Source organism: Corynebacterium hylobatis (assembly GCF_003955685.1).
Taxonomy (GTDB): Bacteria; Actinomycetota; Actinomycetes; order Mycobacteriales; family Mycobacteriaceae; genus Corynebacterium; species Corynebacterium hylobatis.
Map to the genome: position 1 here is coordinate 18676 of NZ_RXHJ01000021.1, position 20808 is coordinate 39483.

Annotated in this window: 21 protein-coding genes; 13 read left to right on the forward strand and 8 right to left on the reverse strand. The window is 66.4% G+C overall.

Features of this window, described 5'->3' with window-relative positions:
* Positions 1–19: 19 nt before the first annotated feature.
* Positions 20–1666 carry a bifunctional ADP-dependent NAD(P)H-hydrate dehydratase/NAD(P)H-hydrate epimerase gene (locus EAH68_RS13230; RefSeq protein WP_126121817.1) on the reverse strand — a complete coding sequence of 549 codons (1647 nt, stop codon included), beginning with the start codon at positions 1664–1666 and terminating at the stop codon, positions 20–22.
* A 14-nt stretch (positions 1667–1680) separates the two neighbouring features.
* Positions 1681–2496 (reverse strand): Fpg/Nei family DNA glycosylase, encoded by an 816-nt coding sequence (locus tag EAH68_RS13235; protein WP_126121818.1) that lies wholly within the window; start codon positions 2494–2496, stop codon positions 1681–1683.
* 214 nt (positions 2497–2710) lie between these two features.
* Here EAH68_RS13235 and EAH68_RS13240 point away from each other — a divergent pair, with 214 nt between their 5' ends.
* Genes EAH68_RS13240 through trhO form a run of 3 tightly spaced genes read left to right on the forward strand, consistent with a single transcriptional unit; the run spans position 2711 to position 5526 of the window.
* On the forward strand, positions 2711–4204 hold the full coding sequence (locus tag EAH68_RS13240) for a DUF1846 domain-containing protein (protein WP_126121819.1): 1494 nt from the start codon (positions 2711–2713) through the stop codon (positions 4202–4204).
* A 25-nt stretch (positions 4205–4229) separates the two neighbouring features.
* Complete coding sequence (locus tag EAH68_RS13245; RefSeq protein ID WP_126121820.1) at positions 4230–4601, forward strand: AlbA family DNA-binding domain-containing protein; 372 nt, start codon at positions 4230–4232, stop codon at positions 4599–4601.
* A 10-nt stretch (positions 4602–4611) separates the two neighbouring features.
* Complete coding sequence (gene trhO, locus EAH68_RS13250; RefSeq protein WP_126121821.1) at positions 4612–5526, forward strand: oxygen-dependent tRNA uridine(34) hydroxylase TrhO; 915 nt, start codon at positions 4612–4614, stop codon at positions 5524–5526.
* Here the strand turns inward: trhO and EAH68_RS13255 are convergent.
* Genes EAH68_RS13255 through EAH68_RS13270 form a run of 4 tightly spaced genes read right to left on the reverse strand, consistent with a single transcriptional unit; the run spans position 5523 to position 8669 of the window.
* Positions 5523–6053, reverse strand: a complete 531-nt coding sequence (locus EAH68_RS13255; protein ID WP_126121822.1) for a hypothetical protein — start codon at positions 6051–6053, stop codon at positions 5523–5525. The two genes, trhO and EAH68_RS13255, sit on opposite strands and share 4 nt — an antisense overlap.
* 21 nt (positions 6054–6074) lie before the next feature.
* Positions 6075–7025 (reverse strand): universal stress protein, encoded by a 951-nt coding sequence (locus tag EAH68_RS13260; RefSeq protein WP_126121823.1) that lies wholly within the window; start codon positions 7023–7025, stop codon positions 6075–6077.
* A gap of 46 nt (positions 7026–7071) precedes the next feature.
* Complete coding sequence (locus tag EAH68_RS13265; RefSeq protein WP_126121824.1) at positions 7072–7533, reverse strand: MarR family winged helix-turn-helix transcriptional regulator; 462 nt, start codon at positions 7531–7533, stop codon at positions 7072–7074.
* 44 nt (positions 7534–7577) lie between these two features.
* Entirely contained in the window at positions 7578–8669 is a 1092-nt protein-coding gene (locus EAH68_RS13270) for an inositol-3-phosphate synthase (RefSeq protein WP_126121825.1), read from the reverse strand.
* Between the two features lie 170 nt (positions 8670–8839).
* Between EAH68_RS13270 and EAH68_RS13275 the strand changes: the two genes are divergently transcribed.
* From EAH68_RS13275 to EAH68_RS13315, 9 genes are all read left to right on the forward strand, one after another.
* Positions 8840–9214, forward strand: a complete 375-nt coding sequence (locus EAH68_RS13275) for a DUF5318 family protein (protein ID WP_126121826.1) — start codon at positions 8840–8842, stop codon at positions 9212–9214.
* A 107-nt stretch (positions 9215–9321) separates the two neighbouring features.
* Positions 9322–11526 carry a transglycosylase domain-containing protein gene (locus EAH68_RS13280; protein WP_126121827.1) on the forward strand — a complete coding sequence of 735 codons (2205 nt, stop codon included), beginning with the start codon at positions 9322–9324 and terminating at the stop codon, positions 11524–11526.
* A 15-nt stretch (positions 11527–11541) separates the two neighbouring features.
* Entirely contained in the window at positions 11542–12969 is a 1428-nt protein-coding gene (locus tag EAH68_RS13285; protein WP_126121828.1) for a glycosyltransferase family 87 protein, read from the forward strand.
* Positions 12970–12977: 8 nt separating this feature from the next.
* A complete protein-coding gene (locus tag EAH68_RS13290) occupies positions 12978–13178 on the forward strand; it encodes a hypothetical protein (RefSeq protein WP_126121829.1) in 201 nt (66 codons plus the stop codon).
* Between the two features lie 158 nt (positions 13179–13336).
* Entirely contained in the window at positions 13337–13624 is a 288-nt protein-coding gene (rpsF, locus tag EAH68_RS13295) for a 30S ribosomal protein S6 (RefSeq protein ID WP_126121830.1), read from the forward strand.
* A gap of 89 nt (positions 13625–13713) precedes the next feature.
* A complete protein-coding gene (locus EAH68_RS13300) occupies positions 13714–14367 on the forward strand; it encodes a single-stranded DNA-binding protein (protein ID WP_126121831.1) in 654 nt (217 codons plus the stop codon).
* Positions 14368–14466: 99 nt separating this feature from the next.
* Positions 14467–14919, forward strand: coding sequence for a 50S ribosomal protein L9 (rplI, locus tag EAH68_RS13305; RefSeq protein WP_126121832.1), 453 nt, complete (start codon positions 14467–14469; stop codon positions 14917–14919).
* Positions 14920–15516: 597 nt separating this feature from the next.
* The gene (gene dnaB, locus EAH68_RS13310; RefSeq protein WP_126121833.1) at positions 15517–17004 is read left to right on the forward strand and encodes a replicative DNA helicase; all 1488 of its coding nucleotides are present in this window, start codon (positions 15517–15519) and stop codon (positions 17002–17004) included.
* Between the two features lie 143 nt (positions 17005–17147).
* Positions 17148–17726: a PadR family transcriptional regulator gene (locus EAH68_RS13315; RefSeq protein ID WP_126121834.1), complete on the forward strand. Its 579-nt coding sequence runs from the start codon at positions 17148–17150 to the stop codon at positions 17724–17726.
* Here EAH68_RS13315 and EAH68_RS13320 read toward each other — a convergent pair.
* The gene (locus EAH68_RS13320) at positions 17689–18870 is read right to left on the reverse strand and encodes an MFS transporter (protein WP_241228465.1); all 1182 of its coding nucleotides are present in this window, start codon (positions 18868–18870) and stop codon (positions 17689–17691) included. The two genes, EAH68_RS13315 and EAH68_RS13320, sit on opposite strands and share 38 nt — an antisense overlap.
* Positions 18871–19265: 395 nt before the next feature.
* Between EAH68_RS13320 and EAH68_RS14795 the strand changes: the two genes are divergently transcribed.
* On the forward strand, positions 19266–19436 hold the full coding sequence (locus EAH68_RS14795; protein WP_164546504.1) for a hypothetical protein: 171 nt from the start codon (positions 19266–19268) through the stop codon (positions 19434–19436).
* A gap of 17 nt (positions 19437–19453) precedes the next feature.
* On the opposite strand, the gene EAH68_RS13325 is transcribed toward EAH68_RS14795, so the two are convergent.
* Positions 19454–20794, reverse strand: coding sequence for an MFS transporter (locus tag EAH68_RS13325; protein ID WP_126121835.1), 1341 nt, complete (start codon positions 20792–20794; stop codon positions 19454–19456).
* Positions 20795–20808: the final 14 nt, after the last annotated feature.

Below are 20808 nucleotides of genomic sequence, written 5' to 3' on the forward strand. Positions count from 1 at the left end.
AAGAGTGCGCAGCTGCGCACTACCGACCCACGAAATCCGGGTGCTTCAGCCGGGCCGTTGCCTGCGGGATGGCCTCGGCGATGCGGGAGGCGGACGTCGGGGCGGGGCCGTCCGGGGTCTGGGCGGAGAGCCACGCGGCCATGGCATGGACCTGCAGTCCGTCGCAGGCGCTGAGGAGGGCGATGGGGAAGCCCTCGACCTCCTGATGTTGCGCCCACGTGGCGGCCCTGGCGAGCCAGGCGCCGATGACACCGGCCAGTACATCACCGGATCCGGGGGTCGCGGCCCAGGAGGAGCCGGCGTCGATCGCCCACATTCCCAGGCGGGTACCCGGGAAGGAGAGCACGGTGTACCGCCCCTTGAGCAGTACCCCGCAGTTCAGGGCATCGGACAGGGCACGAACCGCACCGAGCCGGTCGAGGGTGGGATCCGGGATCCCCGTATCCTCCAGGGACTCGGCGAGGCGGCGGAATTCTCCCTCGTGCGGGGTCAGCAGCACGGAACCGGTACGTTTCCGAAGTTTCTCGCGCAACTCCGGGTGGCGGCTGAGGAGGGTGAGGGCATCGGCGTCGATAAGCAGGGGTTCGGGGCGCTCGAGCAGCTCAGCGAGTTCATCGTGGGCGGCATCGTCGGTCCCGCGTCCGGGGCCGACGACCCAGGCCTGGACGCGACCGGTGTCGGCGACAGTGTCGGAGACGACCACCTCGGGCACGGCGCGTACGACCTCCAGCTTCTGGCTGCCCACGTAGCGGACCATCGCACTGGTGGCCCGCACCGCACCCAGCACGGTCAGTACGGCGGCACCAGGGTAGGTCACCGAACCCGCGCACAGGCCGACGACCCCGCCGGAGTATTTGTCATCCGCCGCACCGGGCTCCAGGGGTTCGTTGTTGCTGTAGGCCGACAACGTCTGCAGTGGTGGCGGCCAGTCATAACGGACGGCCGGCACCGCACGGATGACCATGAGATAGGAACCGTCATTGTCGATGACGTGGCGGAGCAGATCCCGGCTCAGGGTGCGTTCACCCAGACCGATCTCCGCGATGATCACCTCACCGCAGGCGGGGCTGACCGCATGCGCATGGCGCAGCGCCCCGAAGGTGACGGTGACATCGGCGGTGACGTGGTGCTCCGGCAGCGCACCGGTGTCAGCCTCCACTCCGGAGGGCACATCCACGGCCAGAACGGGGATGTAATGGTGCTCCCGGACGCGCTCCAACCAGGACCCGAGTTCCGGACCCAGCCCACCTGCACCGCCGATGCCGAGGATGCCGTCGACGACCAGACGGTAGGGACGCAGATCCTCCGGCAGGCCGTCGAGGACGGTGCCGCCGGCGGTCTGGAAAGCAGTGAGCGCGCGCTCATGCACCCGGCCCTCCCGGCCGAGCAGCACCGCCTCCACCGTGTGGTTGGCGGCCAACTCCGCCCCAGCGTAGAGAGCGTCGCCGCCGTTGCCCCCGGCCCCGACCAGCAGCAGAATACGCTGCCCGGTGGCCTGCACCCGCAGGATGGTGGGGGCCGGTACCGCGACCATCGTGGCGGCGGCCACCGCCACGGCGTGCGCGGCCTGGCGCATGAGCTGGTCGGGGGCGGACTGGGCGTCGAGAAGCACCTGCTCACAGGAGCGGATGAGGTCAACCGGATAGGCGTGGCTTCGCAGGCTCATGGTGTCCAGGTTAGTCACTCACCCGGCTGGCAGGAGTCGCACCAGAAGAGGTTGCGGCCCTCCATCACGCGGTGGCTGATCGGGGTGCCGCACAGGTAGCAGGGCAACCCGGCGCGCCGGTAGACGTAGACCTCGCCACCGTGGTCGTCTTTGCGGGGTTCGCGGTCCATCGCCTCCGGGGTGTGCTCCGGGTAGACGGTGTCGATGCGGCCGGTGCGCACACCTTCGGCCATGAGGCCCACCAGGTCCAGCCAGATGCTGTCGAACTGTGCCTTCGTCAGTTTGTTGCCGGGGAGGAAGGGGCAGATCCCCAGGCGGAAGAGGGTTTCGGCGCGGTAGATGTTGCCCACCCCTGCGAAGAGTTTCTGGTCCATGAGCTGGGAGCCGATGCTACGGCGGGAACGGCTGACCCGCGGCCACAGCAGTTCCGGGTCGGCGTCGGTGCGGATGGGGTCCTCACCGGATTTCGCCCGGGTCGCGGCGTACTCCTCCTCGGTGATCAGCCGGCACCACTGCGGTCCGCGCAGATGGGCGGCGGTCGTGCCGTCGGTGATGCGCAACCGGATCTGCCCCTCCGCGGTGGCGGCGTCCTCGAATTTCAGCTGCCCGATCAGACCCAGGTGGATGTAGATGACGTGCTCTGGGTGCGGGGCATCGAAGAAGACGAAGAGATGCTTGCCGACGGCTTCGGCGCGTTCGATGCGGTGGGCGTCGAGAAGCGCGGCCTCCGAGGCGAAACGACCCTGCGGGGAGCTGACCTCGAGGTCGACGCCCCGGAACGTGGCGTTCAGGTCCCGCGCGAGACGATGGATGACATGACCCTCAGGCATGCGTGCCAGTCTATCCGGGGCGGTGGGGTGGGAACCGCGCGGCCTGCGGGCGGGGAACGGATCAGGACTATCCGTCGATCTCCCGCCTTCCTCGGCGTCTGGGTATCCGGGGAAATGTCCGGCCCGTCAGGGACACAGGGCGAAGCCTGCGCCCCCGCGCGGTAGAGTCGGTGCAGTCACCCAGCACCTTTCACTGTCGTCGGAGGACGCACGCATGCCCCAGAGGATCGGTTTCGACCGCGAACGCTACATCGAACTGCAGTCGGAGCACATCCACGCACGACGCTCGGAGATCGGCGGCAAGCTGTACCTGGAGATGGGCGGCAAGCTCTTCGACGACATGCACGCCTCCCGCGTCCTGCCCGGTTTCACCCCCGACAACAAGATCGCGATGCTGGAGCGCATCAAGGACGACGTCGAGATCATCGTCTGCCTCAACGCCAAGGACCTGCAACGCCAGAAGGTCCGCGCGGACCTGGGCATCCCCTATGAGGAGGACACCCTCCGTCTCATCGACGTGTTCCGGGAACGCGGCTTCCTCGTCGAACACGTCGTGATGACCCAGCTGACCGACGACAACCCCATCGCCCACGCCTTCATGGACCGGCTGCAGCGCCTCGGCCTCAACGTCTACCGCCACCGCGTCATCCCCGGGTACCCCACCGACATCCGCCGCATCGTCTCCGAGGAGGGCTTCGGCGTCAACGAGTACGTGGAGACCACCCGCGACCTCGTCGTGGTCACCGCGCCGGGCCCCGGCTCCGGCAAGCTGGCCACCTGCCTGTCGCAGGTCTACCACGAGTACCAGCGCGGCGGGAAGGCCGGTTACGCGAAATTCGAGACCTTCCCCATCTGGAACCTGCCGTTGGAACACCCGGTGAACCTGGCCTACGAGGCCGCCACCGCCGACCTCGACGACATCAACGTCATCGACCCTTTCCACCTGGCGGCCTACGGCCGGCAGGTCACCAGCTACAACCGCGACGTCGAGGTTTTCCCCCTGCTGCGAGCCCTGCTGGAGACCCTCGCGGGGGAGAGCCCCTACCAGTCGCCCACCGATATGGGCGTGAACATGGCCGGCCACTGCATCTCCGACGATGCGATCTGCCGCGACGCCTCCCGACAGGAGATCGTACGCCGCTACTACAAGGCGCTTGTCGACGAACGCCGGGACGATCTCGACGACATCGTCTCCTCCCGCATCGGCATGATCATGTCGAAGGCACGCACGACCACGGAGGACCGCCGCGTGGTGGCACCTGCTCTGGCCGTGGCTGAGAGAACAGCGCAGCCGGGCTGCGCGATGGAGCTTGCCGACGGCACCATCATCACCGGCAAAACCTCCGAGCTCCTGGGCTGTTCCGCGGCGGTGCTGCTCAACGCCCTCAAACACCTGGCCGACATCGACCCGGAGCTGCATCTGCTCTCCCCGGAATCGATCGAGCCGATCCAGTCCCTCAAGACGGAGCACCTGGGCTCGCGCAACCCGCGCCTGCACACCGACGAGGTGCTCATCGCGCTCTCCGTCTCCGCGGCCCGCTCGGAGGAGGCGCGCCGGGCCCTGGCCCAGTTGAAGAACCTGCGGGGCTGCGAGGCCCACACCACCACGATTCTGGGATCTGTGGACGAGGACATCTTCCGCAACCTGGGTGTGCTGGTGACCTCGGAACCGGAGTACTGGCGGAAGTCCCTGTACCGCAAACGCTGATTCTTCTGGCCCGCAGACAACTCTGATGGAAGCTTCCATCATAGATGTTGTAGAGCAGATCAGGTTTCTCCAGGAAATGGGTGGGGATACCTGGAACATCGAAGCCAAATCTGCTGCTCAGGGCTATCCGGACACAGTGGACGAGACCTTGAGCGCCTTCGCCAATATGCCGGAAGGGGGCCTGCTGCTCCTCGGAGTGTCGGAGGGCAATGGCATTGTTGAAGTAACCGGTGTCCGGAAGCCCGCAGAGCTGATGGCCACCCACCTCTCGGATGGGCAGATAAACCCCACGTTCACCGAATTACGCAGGAGCGGGCTCGTGGAGTTCACGGAACCAGAGCGCTCCCCGAACCAGCGTTACCGCCTCGTCGAAAAGCAGGACGGGCACACGGGTTAGACTCACCGGCGTGGCCATCAGCAAGATTCTCCTGTACTACCGTTTCACCCCGATCGCCGACCCGCAGGCGGTGATGCTCTGGCAGCGCGACCTGTGCGAGTCGCTGGGGCTGCGCGGGCGCATCCTCATCTCCGAGCACGGTATCAACGGCACCGTCGGTGGTGACATCGACGCGTGCAAGCGCTACATCCGCAAGACCCGTGACTACCCCGGGTTCAGGGACATGGAATTCAAGTGGTCCGAGGGCGGGGCGGAGGACTTCCCGAAGCTCAGCGTCAAGGTGCGTGATGAGATCGTCGCCTTCAACGCCGCCGGGGAGATCAAGGTCGATGAGGACGGCATCATGGGCGGGGGCGTGCACCTGAATCCGGAGGAGGTCAACGAGCTTGTCGACGCCCGCGGCGACGACGTCGTCTTCTTCGACGGCCGCAACGCCATGGAGGCTCAGATCGGCAAGTTCCGGGACGCCGTGGTCCCCGATGTGGAGACCACCCATGACTTCATCGCCGAACTGGAGTCCGGCAAATACGACTGGATGAAGGACCGCCCCGTGGTCTCCTACTGCACCGGCGGCATCCGCTGCGAGGTCCTCAGCGCGCTGATGGTCAACCGCGGGTTCAAGGAGGTCTACCAGATCGACGGCGGCATCGTCCGCTATGGCGAGAAGTACGGCAACAAGGGCCTGTGGGAGGGTTCGCTCTACGTCTTCGACAAGCGCATGCACGTGGAGTTCGGGGAGGACTACGAGAAGCTGGGGCACTGCATCCACTGCGGGGAGCACACCAACAACTTCATCAACTGCCTCAACGAGGACACCTGCCGGAAGCAGGCGCTGGTCTGTGAGACGTGTGCGGCGCAGCCGGTGACCGCGCACTGCGGTCGCCCGGACTGCGCCGAGGTGGCTGCGGAGATCGCCGCCGGTTAGTTGCTCAGCGCCAGGACCAGGATCTGCCAGGTCTGCAGCATCCACATCATGGCGAAGGGAATGAGCACCCAGAACACGCCCATCCAGGGACGCCAGCGGGTGTAGCTGTTGAGTTTGCGCACCATGATGATCGCACAGCCGATGATGCCGCCGGCGGGGACGATGCTGGTGATGATGGGCCACCAGATCTGCCAGGAACGGGTGCACAGCCAGGTCGCTTCACCGGCTTCACAGAGCGGACCGCCCATCATGCGGGGCACCCACGCCAGGATGTAGGCGAAGACGACGGTGGTGATGATGGTCCCGAACAGCCAGGTGACGGCCTGCCGGGTCGACTTCCGGTTGCGTTCGGCCTGGATGGCGGGGTCGGTGGAGGAGGCGAGTTCCTCGGCGGTCTGGGGCGTCGGCGGGCGCCGGTTGGCGAAGTCCGCGTCAGCGGTGAGGTCGTTCTCCGGGTGGTCGAGGAAGTTGCGCCAGCGTCGTCCGTCGTTCTGCGGGGGATTCTTCTCCGAGTCACTTCCAGTCATGACCTCACCTTAGTCCGGGCGTCAATATCGGGGTGTGGGGTGCAGCAGCACGGGCACGTGGACGTGGCGGAGAAATTCGGTGGCGGTGGAACCGACGAAGACGCGCTCCAGCGGACCCGGCGGGGTGGAGCCGAGGATGAGGAGGTCGCCCTTCTTCCACTTGAGGGCGTCGATCGCCCCCGACCAGCCGACACCGGAGCCGATGTCCGATTCGACGGAGAGATCGGGGTGGAGGTCGCCGATGACGTCGTGGGAGCGGTCGAGGACGGCGAGGGAGTGCTCGCGCCATTCGTCGACAAGCTCGCTGGGGAAGTCGAACTTGTCGTGGAAGGGCTGGTCGACGATGCCGGAGGGGGAGAATGCGAGGATGCGCAGGTCCACACCCCAGCTGTCGGCCAGGTAGGCGGCGAAGTGGAGGGAGGGGTCGTTCTCGTCGACGGCGCTCTCCAGGAAGGCGTAGTTGACGCGGGTGACCCCCCGCTTGGCCAGCCGGACCGCGCGCGGGGCCAGGCCGAGTGGTTTGGGGGAGGAGTGCAGCAGCGCATCCGCGGTGGAACCGGCGAGGAAGCGGCCCTTCGGCGCGGCGGCGTCGGAGCCCAGGATGACCAGATGGGCGTCGTAATCGTCGGCGGCCTCGCTGAGCAGCACGGATTCGGAGGGGCCCTCGAGGACGACGGAGATCTGCTCGTCCCAGTTCCGCTTGTCGACGCCCGCCTCATCCAACGCCTTCTTCACCGCCGACTCGCAGGCCGCGAGTTCCTTCTGGAAGGACTTGCGGTATTTGCCGCCGAGGCGGCTGAGGGAGGCGGTGGGCCAGGGACGGAGGAAGGCGGAGACGACGCGGATCTGGACGTCGGTGGTACGGCTCAGCCAGGCAGCGAATTCGAGTGCTTCGGTGCCTGGGGAATCGGGCCGCCAGGCGACCAGGATACGGGCGGATGCCTCAGAGGCGACGTGAATCGGGGATACCATTCTCTACCGGGGGTCAGAAGGGGTTTACCCCGCCTATTATTGCCGTTCACCCTGCGTTCGTGTCAATCAGGTCCGCCCCGTAGCTGTCGGCGAGCTTGTTGATGATGTCGACGAGATCGCTGGCGCGCTCCAGATCCTCTTCGCTGAGGGTGCCGATCATATCGGCGAGGTACTTGGTGCGCTCCTCCCCGACGCGCTCCAGTTCACTCTCGCCCAGGCGGGTGAGCCGCACGCGCACTCCGCGACGGTCCTGCTCATCGCGGATGCGTTCCACCAGCTCCCGCTGCTCCAGCTGGTGGAGTGCGTTGGAGGCGGTGGGCATGCGGATGCCTTCCGCGCGGGCGATCTGGCTGATCCGGGCCGGGCCGTTGTCCTGGAGCCGGGCCATGATCGACAGCTGCGGGCCGGTCAGATCGGACTGCTCGGAGATGCGGAAGTACATGACGTACAGCTTCGTCATCGCCGGCCTGATCCGGGCGGCGATGTCCTCGGGATGCGTTGATGCCATGTCCACCGATCCTAGACACTTTCGCCCGGAAAACCGACTGTGATCTAGTCGTCGGCGCCGATGATGAAGGCCTCGAGCTGTGCCCGGGCCTCCTCGTCGCCCATCTGGACCGGCGGGGACTTCATCAGGTAGGCCGATGCCGGGAGGACCGGGCCACCGATCTTGCGGTCGAGGGCGATCTTGGCGGCACGGACGGCGTCGATGATGATGCCGGCCGAGTTGGGGGAGTCCCAGACCTCGAGCTTGTACTCGAGGTTCAGCGGGACCTCACCGAAGGCGGTGCCCTCGAGACGGACGTAGGCCCACTTGCGGTCGTCGAGCCACTCGACGTAGTCGGAGGGGCCGATGTGGACGTTGCGGTCCTCGACCTTGCCGGCCAGCGGGCCCTCGTGCAGGTTGGAGGTCACGGCCTGGGTCTTTGAGATCTTCTTGGACTCCAGGCGGTCACGGTCGAGCATGTTCTTGAAGTCCATGTTGCCGCCCACGTTCAGCTGCATGGTGCGCTCGAGGCGGACGCCGCGGTCCTCGAAGAGCTTCGCCATGACGCGGTGGGTGATGGTGGCACCGACCTGGGACTTGATGTCGTCACCGATGATCGGGAGACCGGCGTCGATGAACTTCTGCGCCCACTCCGGGTCGGAGGCGATGAACACCGGCAGGGCATTGACGAAGGCGCAGCCGGCGTCGATGGCAGCCTGGGCGTAGAACTTGTCGGCCTGCTCGGAGCCGACGGGCAGGTAGGAGACGACAACGTCGACCTCAGCATCACGGAGCGCCTGGACAACATCGACGGCTGCCTCAGCGGACTCCTCGACGGTCTCCATGTAGTGCTTGCCCAGCCCGTCGAGGGTCGGGCCACGCTGGACGGTGACACCGGTGGTCGGGACATCGGCGATCTTGATGGTGCAGTTCTGGGAGGCGTCAATGGCCTCGGCCAGGTCCGTGCCGACCTTGGCGGCATCCACGTCGAATGCAGCGACGAACTCGACATCGCTGATGTGATACTTGCCGAACTGGACGTGCATCAGTCCCGGCACCTTCTCCCCGGACGGGGTGTCCCTGTAGTACTCCACACCCTGGACCAGCGAGGCGGCACAGTTGCCGACGCCCACGATCGCTACGCGAACCTTGCTCATTTATCCGTTCACTCCTTGACGCAGGCCTTGTCGAAGTGTGTCGAAGGGGGTGGCCTGCCGGCCCCCGTGCTCAACGGTCCATCGTATGCGGTCTCCCCGGGGGGCAGCGGATCGGGCACGGGCAGGATCGATCAAGAAGCCTGTTCAGGTGCCGCCGGTAGACTGACCCTGTGTCTGCCGGAAACTTCGTCCGCCGTAACGAGATCTCCCACCGCTTCGCCCGCCAGGACCTCCTGCGCCGCTGGCGGGCCGGTGAGGCTTCGCGTGATGAGGTCTGCGATGCCGATTTCCTTCTCGTCACCGCCGCGACCTACCACGGGGAGCCCGCAGGCTACCCGTGCCCGGTATGCGGTTCGGAGGACCTGCGCATTGTCCAGTGGATCCACGGGGAGCAGCTTGGCCGCATGTCCGGCACGGCGCGCAGCGACGAGGAGATCGCCGCGATCGTCGCCACCGGTCGGGAGGTCACCGTGCACACGGTGGAGGTGTGCCCGACCTGCCGTTGGAATCATCTCCTGAAGGCCGTCACCGCCACCGCGGGGTGATGTGACGCGCCCTGACCAGTGGGACGAATGATTCCCCTACATGCCTCCGGCGCAGTAGGGTTCACGGGTGTATCAAACGCCACCAGTGACCACAACGGGGACAACACTTGTCTGAGAAGAACAACAACGCGAAACGCGGATCCACGCGGGGTGAACGCAGCCGGGAGCAGAAGGCCGGGCAGGAGGACAGGCGTCGGCCGGTCCTGCTCGCGGTGCTCGGCGGGCTCCTCGCGCTGATCCTCATCCCACTGGGCGTCTTCCTCGTGGTGTACTCCACGATCGACGTGCCGGAGCCGGAGGAGCTGACCTCCGCACAGGTCTCCTCCATCTACGCCTCGGATTCCTCCACGGAACTGGCCCGTGTCGTCCCGCCGGAGGGCAACCGCCGGCAGGTGCCGCTGGAGCAGGTGCCGGAGCCGCTGCAGAACGCCGTCCTCGCCGCGGAGGACCGTGAGTTCTGGACCAACCAGGGCTTCTCCTTCACCGGTTTCGGCCGTGCCGTCGTCGGCCAGATCACCGGCAACACCTCTGCCGGCGGTGGTTCGACGATCACCCAGCAGTACGTGAAGAACGCCCTGGTCGGTGATGACCACTCCTATGTGCGCAAGGCCCGTGAGCTCGTCTACTCCGTGAAGATGACCAACCAGTGGTCCAAGGAGGACATTCTCGCCGCCTACCTCAACACCGTCTACCTGGGCCGCAACGCCTACGGCGTGGAGGCCGCCTCGCACGCCTACTTCGCCAAACCCGTCACCGAGCTGAACACGCAGGAGGCGGCGATGCTGGCCGCCACCATCCAGCTGCCCAGCCAGTTGGATCCGTGGGCCAACCCGCAGGGGGCGGAGGGCCGCTGGAACTACGTCCTCGACGGCATGGTCGAGATGGGTGTCCTGATTCCGGAGGAGCGCGCCGGGATGGTCTACCCCGAGACCCGGGACCCGGCCGAGTACTCCGCCTACACCGAAGCGACCGGCACCAACGGCATGATCAAGAACCACGTGATCAATGAGCTGCAGAGCATCGGCATCACTGAGCAGGAGGTGACCACCCGCGGCCTGCGGATCACCACCACGATCGACCCGCAGGCCCAGGAGGCCACCATCCAGGCGGTGCGCACCAACCTCGCCCAGCTGCAGGATGATGCCCGCGCCGGTGTCGTCTCCGTCGAACCGGGGACCGGCGCCGTCCGCGCCTACTTCGGTGGTGAGGACGCCGCCGGCTGGGACTACGGCAACGCCGCCCTGCAGACCGGCTCCACCTTCAAGATCTTCGGCCTGGCGGCCGCCCTCCAGCAGGGCATCCCGCTGAGCGCCGTGTACGACTCGTCCCCGGTGACGCTGCCCGGCAACATCGTGGTGAACAACTGGGACGGCGGCAGCGCCGGTTACACCACCCTCTCGGAGGCGCTGAAGCACTCCTACAACACCAGCTTCATCCGCCTGCAGGACGACCTGACCAACACCACCCAGGACACCGCCGACATGGCCCATGCCCTGGGCGTGGCGGAGTCCCTGCCGGGGGTCCCGGAGACCCTCACCGAGAACGGTGCCCAGCCCTACGAGGGCATCATCCTGGGCCAGTACCAGACCCGTCCCATTGACATGGCGACCGCGCTGGCGACCCTGGCCAACGGTGGTGTGTGGCACCAGACCCACTTCGTCGAGCGGGTGGAGACCGGCGACGGCGAGCTGCTCTACCAGCACGAGACCGGTGACGGCGAGCGTCGCGTAGCCGAGGTCGTCGCCGACAACCTCCTGTACGCGATGCAGCCGATCGCCGCCTACTCCAACGGCAGCTCCCTGGCCGGTGGACGCCCCTCCGCCTCCAAGACCGGTACCGCCCAGCTCGGCGACACCGGCCGGAACAAGGACGCCTGGATGGTCGGCACCACCCCGCAGCTGGCCACCGCCGTGTGGGTCGGTACCGCGGACAACACCACCGCCATCTACAACGAGTGGGGTGGCAACATGTTCGGCTCCGGTTCCCCCTCGCGGATCTGGAAGGCCGCGATGGACGGCGCGCACCAGGGCAAGGATGTCGAGCAGTTCGCCTCCCCGGGTCCGATCAACTTCGGCACCGGTATCCCGGCGGGCGGAAACGGTATGCGCTACGCCCCGGCCCCGGTCCAGCCGGTGGCTCCTGCCCCGGCCCCGGCCACGGAGATCGCCGAGGAGCCGCCGGTGGAGGACACGACCGTGGACTCCCCGCAGCCCGCCGCGCCGGAGCCGGCACCGCTGCCGCAGCTGCCGACCCCCAACGAGAACGGTGAACTCGAGATCCTGCCGGGCCTGGTCATCGACCTGCCTGATTAACCGGAGGGCCAGCGGATGCGGATCAACCACCCCACCGAGCGGATCTCCCCGGCTCTCACCGAGCCGGTGGCCGCCGGTTTCATCTCCTTCCTCGGCGGTCCCGTCGGCCGTTTCGCCGCGGTGGGCCGCCAGCCCTGGTGGACCCCCGTGCGGGTGCTGGTCTCGGTGGCGCTGGTCTTCCTGTCCTTCGGTTTCCTGGCCAAGGCCCGCTGCCTCGGGGGCGGCCGGGCAGCGGACGGCACCGTCGTCCTCGACTGGTCGGGCAACCGCCAGTACGTCGCCGCCTGCTACAACGACATCACCCCCCTCTTCGCGGGCCGCGGCCTCGACGAGGGGGGTTTCCCCTACGCCTATTCCTGGGTGGAGGGGGATCTCACCCGCTACCTGGAGTATCCGGTCCTGGCCGGGATGTTCCAGTGGCTGATGGGTGCGCTGGCCCGCCTGAGTTACCCGCTCATCGAGGCAACCCCGCTGCTCATTCCCGCGGCGTCGTGGTACTTCGCGCTCACAGCCCTGGCGATGTCGGCGATGTGGGTGCTCACCATCCGGCTGGTGGCGGCCCTGGCGGGCAACCGGGTGTGGGACACGGTGCTCGTGGCGGCCTCGCCGCTGCTCATCGTCCACGCCTTCACCAACTGGGACATCCCTTCCGTGATGTTCGTGGTGGGTGCCCTCTACGCCGTCAGCCGGGGGCGGCCGGTCCTGGCGGGTGTGCTCATCGGCCTGGGCACGGCCTTCAAGCTGTGGCCGCTGTTCCTGCTGGGCGCGTATCTGGTGCTGGCGGTCCGTGACCGCCGGCCGGGGCCTTTTCTGCGGATGCTGGGGGCGGCTGCGGGTTCCTGGCTGGCGGTGAACCTGCCGGTGATGGCGCTCTACCCGGAGGCGTGGAACGAATTCCTCCGGCTCAACAGTGAGCGCGGTGCGGAGTGGACCACGGTCTACGCGGTCATCGCCCGTAACCTGTTCCTCCCGGCCCTGCCGAACGCGGTGCTCAACACCCTGTCCTTCGCGCTGTTCGCCGCCGCCTGCCTGGCCATCGGGGTGCTGGGTCTGTGCGCTTCCCGGCGCCCCCGTGTCGCCGAGCTCGTCTTCCTCATCGTCCTGGCCTTCCTGCTCTTCAACAAGGTGTGGTCACCGCAGTACTCGCTGTGGCTGGTCGTGCCCGCCGTGCTGGCCCTGCCGCGCTGGCGGCTGCTGCTGGGGTGGATGACCGTCGACATGCTGGTCTGGCCGATGCTCATGTGGCACATGCTCGGCGCGGAGAACAACGGGATTCCCTCCGAACTGCTCGACACGGTCCTCATCGCCCGGTTCGTCCTGCTGGTGGTGATGGCCACCCTGGTGGTCCGGCAGATACTGGGTCGGGGGACCGACCGGGTGCGGGCCGCGCACCAGGGGCAGGACCCCCTGTCGTTGGCTGCTTCCACCGGTCATCGGCGATGATGTAGGGCATGACCACCACGACCCTGCTGGGCATCATCTCCATCGCGATCGGTTTCCTGTGCATAGGTGCGGCCTTCTGGGCCTTCATGCGGAAGAAGCCCACCGCCTGGCCGGTCGCGCTCGGCGTCGCCGCCTTCGTCTTCGTCACCGTCATCCCGACCTTCCTGGCGGTTTTCTTCGCTACGGTGCCTGGTGATGTCCCGCGTTGATGGGCGGGGTTATGCCAGATGGGGCGTCGAAAAGCAATTAACGGATTCAGGGGCGCATGAGGTAGGCTGCGGAGGTTGCTTGACGCAACAGACCCTCCTGTCACGCCCACAAGGGGTGTGGCCGAACCAATTACTAGACCATAGGAGGTGATGAGGTCGTGCGTCACTACGAAATCATGATCATTCTGGATCCGTCCCAGGATGAGCGCACCGTTGCCCCGTCCCTGGATAAGTACCTTGAGATTGTCCGTAAGGACAATGGCAAGGTCGAGAAGGTTGATGTGTGGGGCAAGCGTCGTCTTGCGTACCCGATCAACAAGAAGGAAGAGGGCGTCTACGCCGTCATCAACCTGGAGTGCGAGTCCGCGACCGTGCTCGAGGTTGACCGCGTTCTCAACCTGAACGACTCTGTCCTGCGCACCAAGGTCCTGCGCACCGACGCTTAAGAACGGATACTGGGAGACGAGCGTATGCCCGTCACCCGGCAGGCACGTCATCAGGCATCAACCGCGCGAAGCAGGAAGGCTGAACAACCATGGCAATTGGAGATACCCCGATCACCGTCGTCGGCAACGTCGTCGCTGATCCCGAACTCCGCTTCACCCCCTCGGGTGCAGCGGTGGCCAACTTCCGTATCGCCTCCACTCCCCGGGTCCGCAACCGCGAGACCAACCAGTGGGAGGACGGCGAGGCTCTGTTCCTCACCTGCAACGTGTGGCGCCAGGCGGCCGAGAATGTCGCCGAGTCCATCTCCAAGGGCATGCGCGTGATCGTCAACGGATATCTGAAGCAGCGAAGCTATCAGACGAAGGAAGGCGAGAACCGCACGGTCTACGAGGTTGAGGTCGAAGAGGTCGGCCCGTCCCTGAAGTTCGCTTCTGCCCAGGTCAACCGCAACCCCCGTGAAGGTGGCGGTTTCGGCGGCGGTGGCGGCAACTTCGGTGGCGGTCAGCCCCAGCAGTCTCAGCAGTCGCAGCACCAGCCCCAGCAGGGTGGTTTCGGCGGGCAGCAGGGCTACCAGGCCCCGCCGCAGCAGTCTCAGCCGCAGCAGCAGCCTCACCCCCAGCAGGGCGGGTTCGGTGGCCAGCAGGCCCAGCAGCCCGGCCAGATGCCGGCCAACGACCCGTGGGGCTCCGCCCCGCCGGCCGGTGGTTTCGGCGGTGCGGCCGATGACGAGCCTCCGTTCTGATTGAGCAGATCAACCCATCTCAACTGACTTTCCCGACGGCCCGCGCGTGCCCACCGGCACGCCGCGTCAGCCAGGGATACACAACGAAAGGCAGGGATCATGAAGCTGATCCTCACCGCTGCCGTTGACAACCTCGGAGTCGCAGGCGACATCATCGAGGTCAAGGACGGTTACGGACGTAACTACCTGCTTCCCCGCGGTCTGGCCATTGTGGCCACCCGTGGTGCTGAGAAGCAGATCGAGGGCATCCAGCGTGCCCAGGAGGCTCGCGCCATCCGCGACCTCGACCACGCCCGCGAGGTTCGCCAGCAGCTCGAGGAGCTGTCCGGCGTGACCGTGCAGGTCCGCACCTCTGACTCCGGCAAGCTCTTCGGTTCCGTGAAGGCCGAGGACATTGCTGACGCAGTGAAGAAGGCCGGCGGCCCGACCCTGGACAAGCGCACCATTGAGCTGTCCAAGGGTCTGGTGAAGAAGACCGGTAACTACCAGGTTATCGTTCAGCTCCACTCCGAGGTCACCGGCAAGATCAACTTCGAGGTCGTCGCCGCGTAGCCCGCGCCAGACGACGGTCAGTTTCCCGCGTGAACGGGATTTCCTGACCCAATGACAACAGCAGACTGACAGCCCTACGGATTCGTGATCCGCAGGGCCGTCAGTCGTTTTTTCTGCTTCTCCACGTTCTGCCGGCCCCGGCTGTGGACAACTGTGGAGAACCGGAGCGAGTTCATCCTCCGGTAACCGGGCGTTTTCGGGACAGCGCCCCATCGTTCAGGGGTCGGTGCCTGTTTCCTGCATCGCAGAACAGTGCGAAAGATACTTGTCCACGGTTGCGGTGGAGTTGTCCACAGGTGTGGGTCAGGTCCCTGAGCTGGCAGAATAGGCCAGTTATAGGGGTGCTCCCTCAGAGTTGTCCACAAGCTATCCACAGCTTTATGGGGTGCCGGGGGATAAAACACGGCGTTTACCTGGGTTTGTCCACATCCCCCTGTGGATAACTCGGGTGAGGAATCTCATTCCGGTGCTGCAAAGCTGCCCTTTCCACAGCCCTCCAACTGCGGATTCTCCATCCCTGCCCCGGGGGTTAGACTGCGGGAGGAAACATCGGCCACGCCCCACGGTGTGGCCGTGAGAAAGGACGGGTACGCACAGATGAGTTCAGGAATCGGCGACACCAGCTTCGATGACAACTACGTGCCGCCGGCCGAACCGGACTTCCCGGAGGATGGCGGGGGACTGCCCGTGCCGGCCTTCAAGGACGCGGCACCGCGCCGGTACCGGGACCGGAACAAGCGGGATTCGACACCCTCCTTCGGGGAGTACCGCCAGCCGCCGCATGACCGGGAAGCGGAGCAGGGTGTGCTCGGTGCGATGCTGCTCAGCCCCAACACCGTGGTGGAGATCATCGGTGAGCTGAGCCCGGAGGACTTCTACCATCCGGCGCACCAGCTGATCTACACGGCGATGATCGACCTGTTCGGTGAGAGCAAGGACATTGACCCGGTCATCGTCGCCGGCCGCCTGGACCGTCATAATGATCTCGAGCGGGTCGGCGGGGCACCGTACCTGCACACGCTCATCTCCTCGGTGCCCACCGCCGCCAACGCCCGCTACTACGCGGAGATCGTGGTGGAGAAGGCGATCCTGCGTCGGCTCGTCGACGCCGGAACCCGCGTGGTGCAGCTCGGTTATGAGGGTAATGAGGGTGCGGAGGTCGAGACGGTTCTCGACATGGCGCAGCAGGAGGTCTTCGCCATCGCGCAGAAGACCGAGACCGAGGATTACGCGGTCCTGGGGGACATCCTCACGCCCACTCTCGAGGAGCTCGACCAGATCGCCAACACCGGTGGCCTGGCGCAGGGTGTTCCCACCGGTTTCGTGGACCTGGACAACCTGACCAACGGCCTGCACGGCGGTCAGATGATCATCGTCGCGGCCCGCCCCGGTGTGGGTAAATCGACCATCGCGCTGGACTTCATGCGTTCCTGCTCGATCAAACATGGTAAGGCCTCCGTCATCTTCTCTCTGGAGATGAGCAAATCGGAGATCGTCATGCGTCTGCTCTCTGCGGAGACGAGCATCAAGCTCTCCGACATGCGTTCCGGCCGGATGACCGATGAGGCCTGGACGACGCTGGCCAACCGTTCCGGGCAGATCTCTGAGGCCCCGTTGTACATCGACGACTCCCCGAACCTGACCATGATGGAGATCCGCTCCAAGGCGCGCCGCCTCAAGCAGAAGCACGATCTGCAGCTGATTGTGCTGGACTACCTGCAGCTGATGAGCTCGGGGAAGAGGGTGGAGTCGCGTCAGCAGGAGGTCTCGGAGTTCTCCCGTCAGCTCAAGCTGCTGGCCAAGGAGCTGGATGTGCCGGTCATCGCGATCTCGCAGCTCAACCGTGGGCCGGAGGCGCGCACGGACAAGAAGCCCCAGCTCGCCGACCTGCGTGAATCCGGTTCCCTGGAGCAGGACGCCGACATGGTCATGCTGCTCTACCGTCCGGATTCCCAGGACCGGGAGGATGTGCGTGCCGGTGAGGCCGACATCATCCTGGCCAAGCACCGTGGTGGGCCCATCGACACGGTCACTGTGGCGCACCAGCTGCACTTCTCCCGTTTCGTGGACATGGCGCGCGGTTAGCTCGCTTCTCGACGCCCCCGCTGACCTCACTCTTTCTGGTCAGTGGGGTTTCTTTTTCAAAATTAACGATACATCACTATTGACATAGCGATGTATCGAAACTACGGTGAGTCCTACATTCCGATATATCGAAAGGAAAGAGAATGTACGAGATCACCATCAATGAATTCCACGGCGACCACGGCAACGACTGCGGCCACCGCCGGGGTCGTGGGCGTGGACACCGCCACCACGGCCGCAACCATCACGGACACGGCCATGGTCACGGCTCCCAGCGGCGGGGCCGCGGCCGAGGCGGACGGGCCGGCCGCGGGGACCTGCGTCAGGTCATACTCGTCCTGCTGGCTGAGCAGCCGATGCACGGCTATCAGCTCATCTCCGAGGTCGGCGAGCGCACCGACGGGGCCTGGACTCCGTCACCGGGAGGTATCTACCCGAATCTCAGCCTCCTGGAGGACGAGGGGCTGATCACCATGTCCGTCGAGGAAGGCCGCAAGCTGGCCACCCTCACCGAGGCCGGCCGCGCGGAAGTCGCGTCGAACCACGCCGAATGGGCACGGATCCTCGACGACTACCGCGAGCACTCCGATGAGGACCCCCGTGGCCGACTCGGTGTGGCGCTGAAGGAACTGCGCGGGGCGGTGCGCAGGGCGGGCGACGACAAGCATGAGGCCGTCGCCGAGATCATCGCCCGGGCCGCCGAGAAGATCCGCGGCCTCTGACCCACAGCACGGGCGCGACCGACGCGGCGGCGATGCCCGCGCCGGCGAGGAACGCCTCCGGATATCCGAGGGCGGGGCCCAGGTGGGACAGCAGGAAGGGCGCGAAGAACCCGAGGTAGGTCAGGGAGTAGAAGACAGCGGTGGCCGCGCCCAGCTCCCTGGCCGGGGCGATCCGCTGGACCTCCTGCAGCCCGGAGACCATCAGCACTCCGTAGGCGGCACCCAGCAGGATGGCCGCCGGGAAAACCAGCCCGGGGGAGCGGGTCACCGCGACTCCGGCGGCCGCGCACATTCCGGCCACGACCAGCAGCAGTCCGGGGACCGCGGGTGGGAACCGGCGGGCGTCGAGACGCGTGGCCACAGGCTGGATGAGGACCCCGGTGCCCAGGGTCACGGCGGCGATCAGGCCGGTGAATGCCACCGGCCAGGTGAGACTGTCGTTGACCAGGGCCGTGAGGGTGGCGAAGGCGGTGCTCACGGTGCCGAAGCCCCACGGCGCCCAGATCGCGGTCCCCCAGAGGAAACGCCCGGACAGCACGCTTCGGGAGAACCGGCTGCGGCGGAGACCGTCCGTCCGGGCCGCGCCACCCGGGGTCCGCCACACCAGCGGCGTGATGAGCGCCAGCAGGGCCAGGTGCACCAGGTAGGGCAGCAGGTCCGGCCGGGGCAGGAATTCCGCGATGGCGCCGGCCGCGAGTGGGCCGCCGGCGAATCCCAGGGAGAGTGCCACGGTTGCCCGACGTGGCCCGAGGTGGGCCGGGCCGGTGGACAGCTCCTGGAGCCAGGCGGCCCCGGCGGCCATGACCAGTCCCATGGCGATGCCGGCGATGAGCCGTCCGCTCCACAGTGCCGTGAAGGAACCGGTGGCGCCGGAGGCGAGCACCACAGAGCCGAGTGCGGAGAGGAGCAGGGCAGGCCGGATCAGCGCCCTACGTCCCCGGATATCGGAGACCGGTCCGCCGATGAGTAGGGCGGGCAGCAGACCTGCGACATAGATGGCCAGGAGGAAGGTCACCTGGGACTGACCCAGTCCGGCATGGAGCCGGTAGGAGGGCAGCAGGGGTGCGAAGAGGTTGGCGCCGAAGGCGATGATGAACATCCCCAGGGCCACACGGAGCCAGTCGCGGGACCCGGCAGCTGTCATGGGTGGTCTCCTCGGTTCTCTCCGGCTTCCGGACGGGAAACTAGGGGTGATGGCCCGCACAGTCTAGGCGGGAATGTGGTGCAGGTGGCAGATGGTTAGCAGAAATCCGGTGGTTTGGGAATCGCCCCCGGGTCGACCCCGGGATTCTCCCTTGCTTAGGGACTCCCCCGAAATGGGGTGACAGGAGGGTGTTGCGTGGATCGACTCTCCTTAGCGGCGTGATCCAGGCCACAGTATGTGCCGGGACTGACCTGCCATTTCATGCCTTTTAGGCGAGCCTATATAAGGCGCACTTTAGTTAGGCATGGCTTTCCAATGGTGTCTGACCTGCGAAAACTTCCTAAAATCAGGGACATCAACTTCGAAGCATCACCAACGGACAAAGGAGGGAAATCATGACCTGTCGAGAGTTCAACCCGAGCACCACCGACTTCAGCACCACCATCCGTGTCGAGCGTACGGAGCGCGCCACCATCCTGGCCGTCCCCCGCAGCCTCGATGACTTCACCACCGAGCGCAGGCCCGGCCTGTTCGGCCGCCTTGCCGGGATGCTCTCCTTCGCCTGAGGCGGCCCGCAGGGCACTCAGGCGTCGAGCACCTTGCCGCGCTGCTCGGGGAGGGTGAGTGTGGCGACCGCCGCGATGAGGAAAGCGGTGGAGAACAGGCCGAACAGGGCGATGGAACCGCCGAAGGCCAGCAGCGGGGGGACGATCAGGGGGGCGATGATCGAGGCGATCCGGCCGAAACCGGCCGCCGCGCCCGTACCTGCACCACGGACGTGGGAGGGGTAGAGCTCCGGGCCGATCGCGTACAGGGCGCCCCAGGCGCCCAGGTTGAAGAAGGACAGCAGGCAGCCGGCGGCGATGATCGTCACCTCGGTGGTGGCCGTGCCGAAGAAGAGCGCCGAGGCCGCCGAGCCGAGCAGAAAGGCCGCCAGCGTGCTGCGCCGCCCCCAGACCTCGATGAGCCAGGCAGCCACCGCATAGCCGGGCAGCTGGGCCAGCGTGATGATCAGCGTGAACTGGAAGGAACGCACCAGGGTGAAGCCGTCCGCCACCAGCAGCGACGGAATCCAGATGAAGGCGCCGTAATAGGACAGGTTCACGCAGAACCACACGATCCACAGCGCGGCGGTGCGCCGGCGCAGCGTCTTCTCCCAGATGGAGGTCGCCTCCGCGAAGTCCTCGCGGGGAAGGTCGCGGAGACGCTGGACCTCGGCGGTGTCGATACGCTCGAGTTCAGCACGGTCCACCTGAGCCTCGAATGAGGTCACCACCTGTTCCGCCTCCCCGTGCCGGCCCTTGTCCTCGAGGAAGCGGACGGATTCCGGCAGGCCTTTGCGGACGTAGATGGCGTAGAGCGTCGGCACCATGCCGATGGCCAGCGCCCAGCGCCAACCGTTGTCGTCGGCGGTGACCACGAAGGCACCGATCAGGGCGGCGGCGATCCAGCCGAGTGCCCAGAAGGCCTCCAGGATGACCACCATGCGGCCGCGGATGCGGCGCGGGGCGAACTCGGAGACCAGGGTGGAGGCCACCGGCAGCTCAGCCCCCAGGCCGAGGCCGACGACAAAACGCAGCGCAATGAGCATGCCCAGCCCGGTGGCCAGCGCGGAGGCGCCCGTGGCCAGGCCGTAGACGAGGAGGGTGAGGGCGAAGACCTGGCGGCGGCCGATCCGGTCAGCCAGCAGGCCGCCGAAAGTTGCGCCCAGGGCCATGCCGACGAAACCGATGGAGCCCAGCCAGGAGGTCTGGGTGGGGTTGAGTCCCCAGTGGACGGCGAGCGCCGCCATGATGAACGAGATGAGACCGACGTCCATCGCGTCGAGGGCCCAGCCGATGCCGGAGCCGAGGAGCAGGCGCCGGTGCTTCCCGGTGACCGGCAGCCTGTCGAGACGTTGATTCCTGCTCAGTTGTTGGTCCATGGACTGATCCTAAG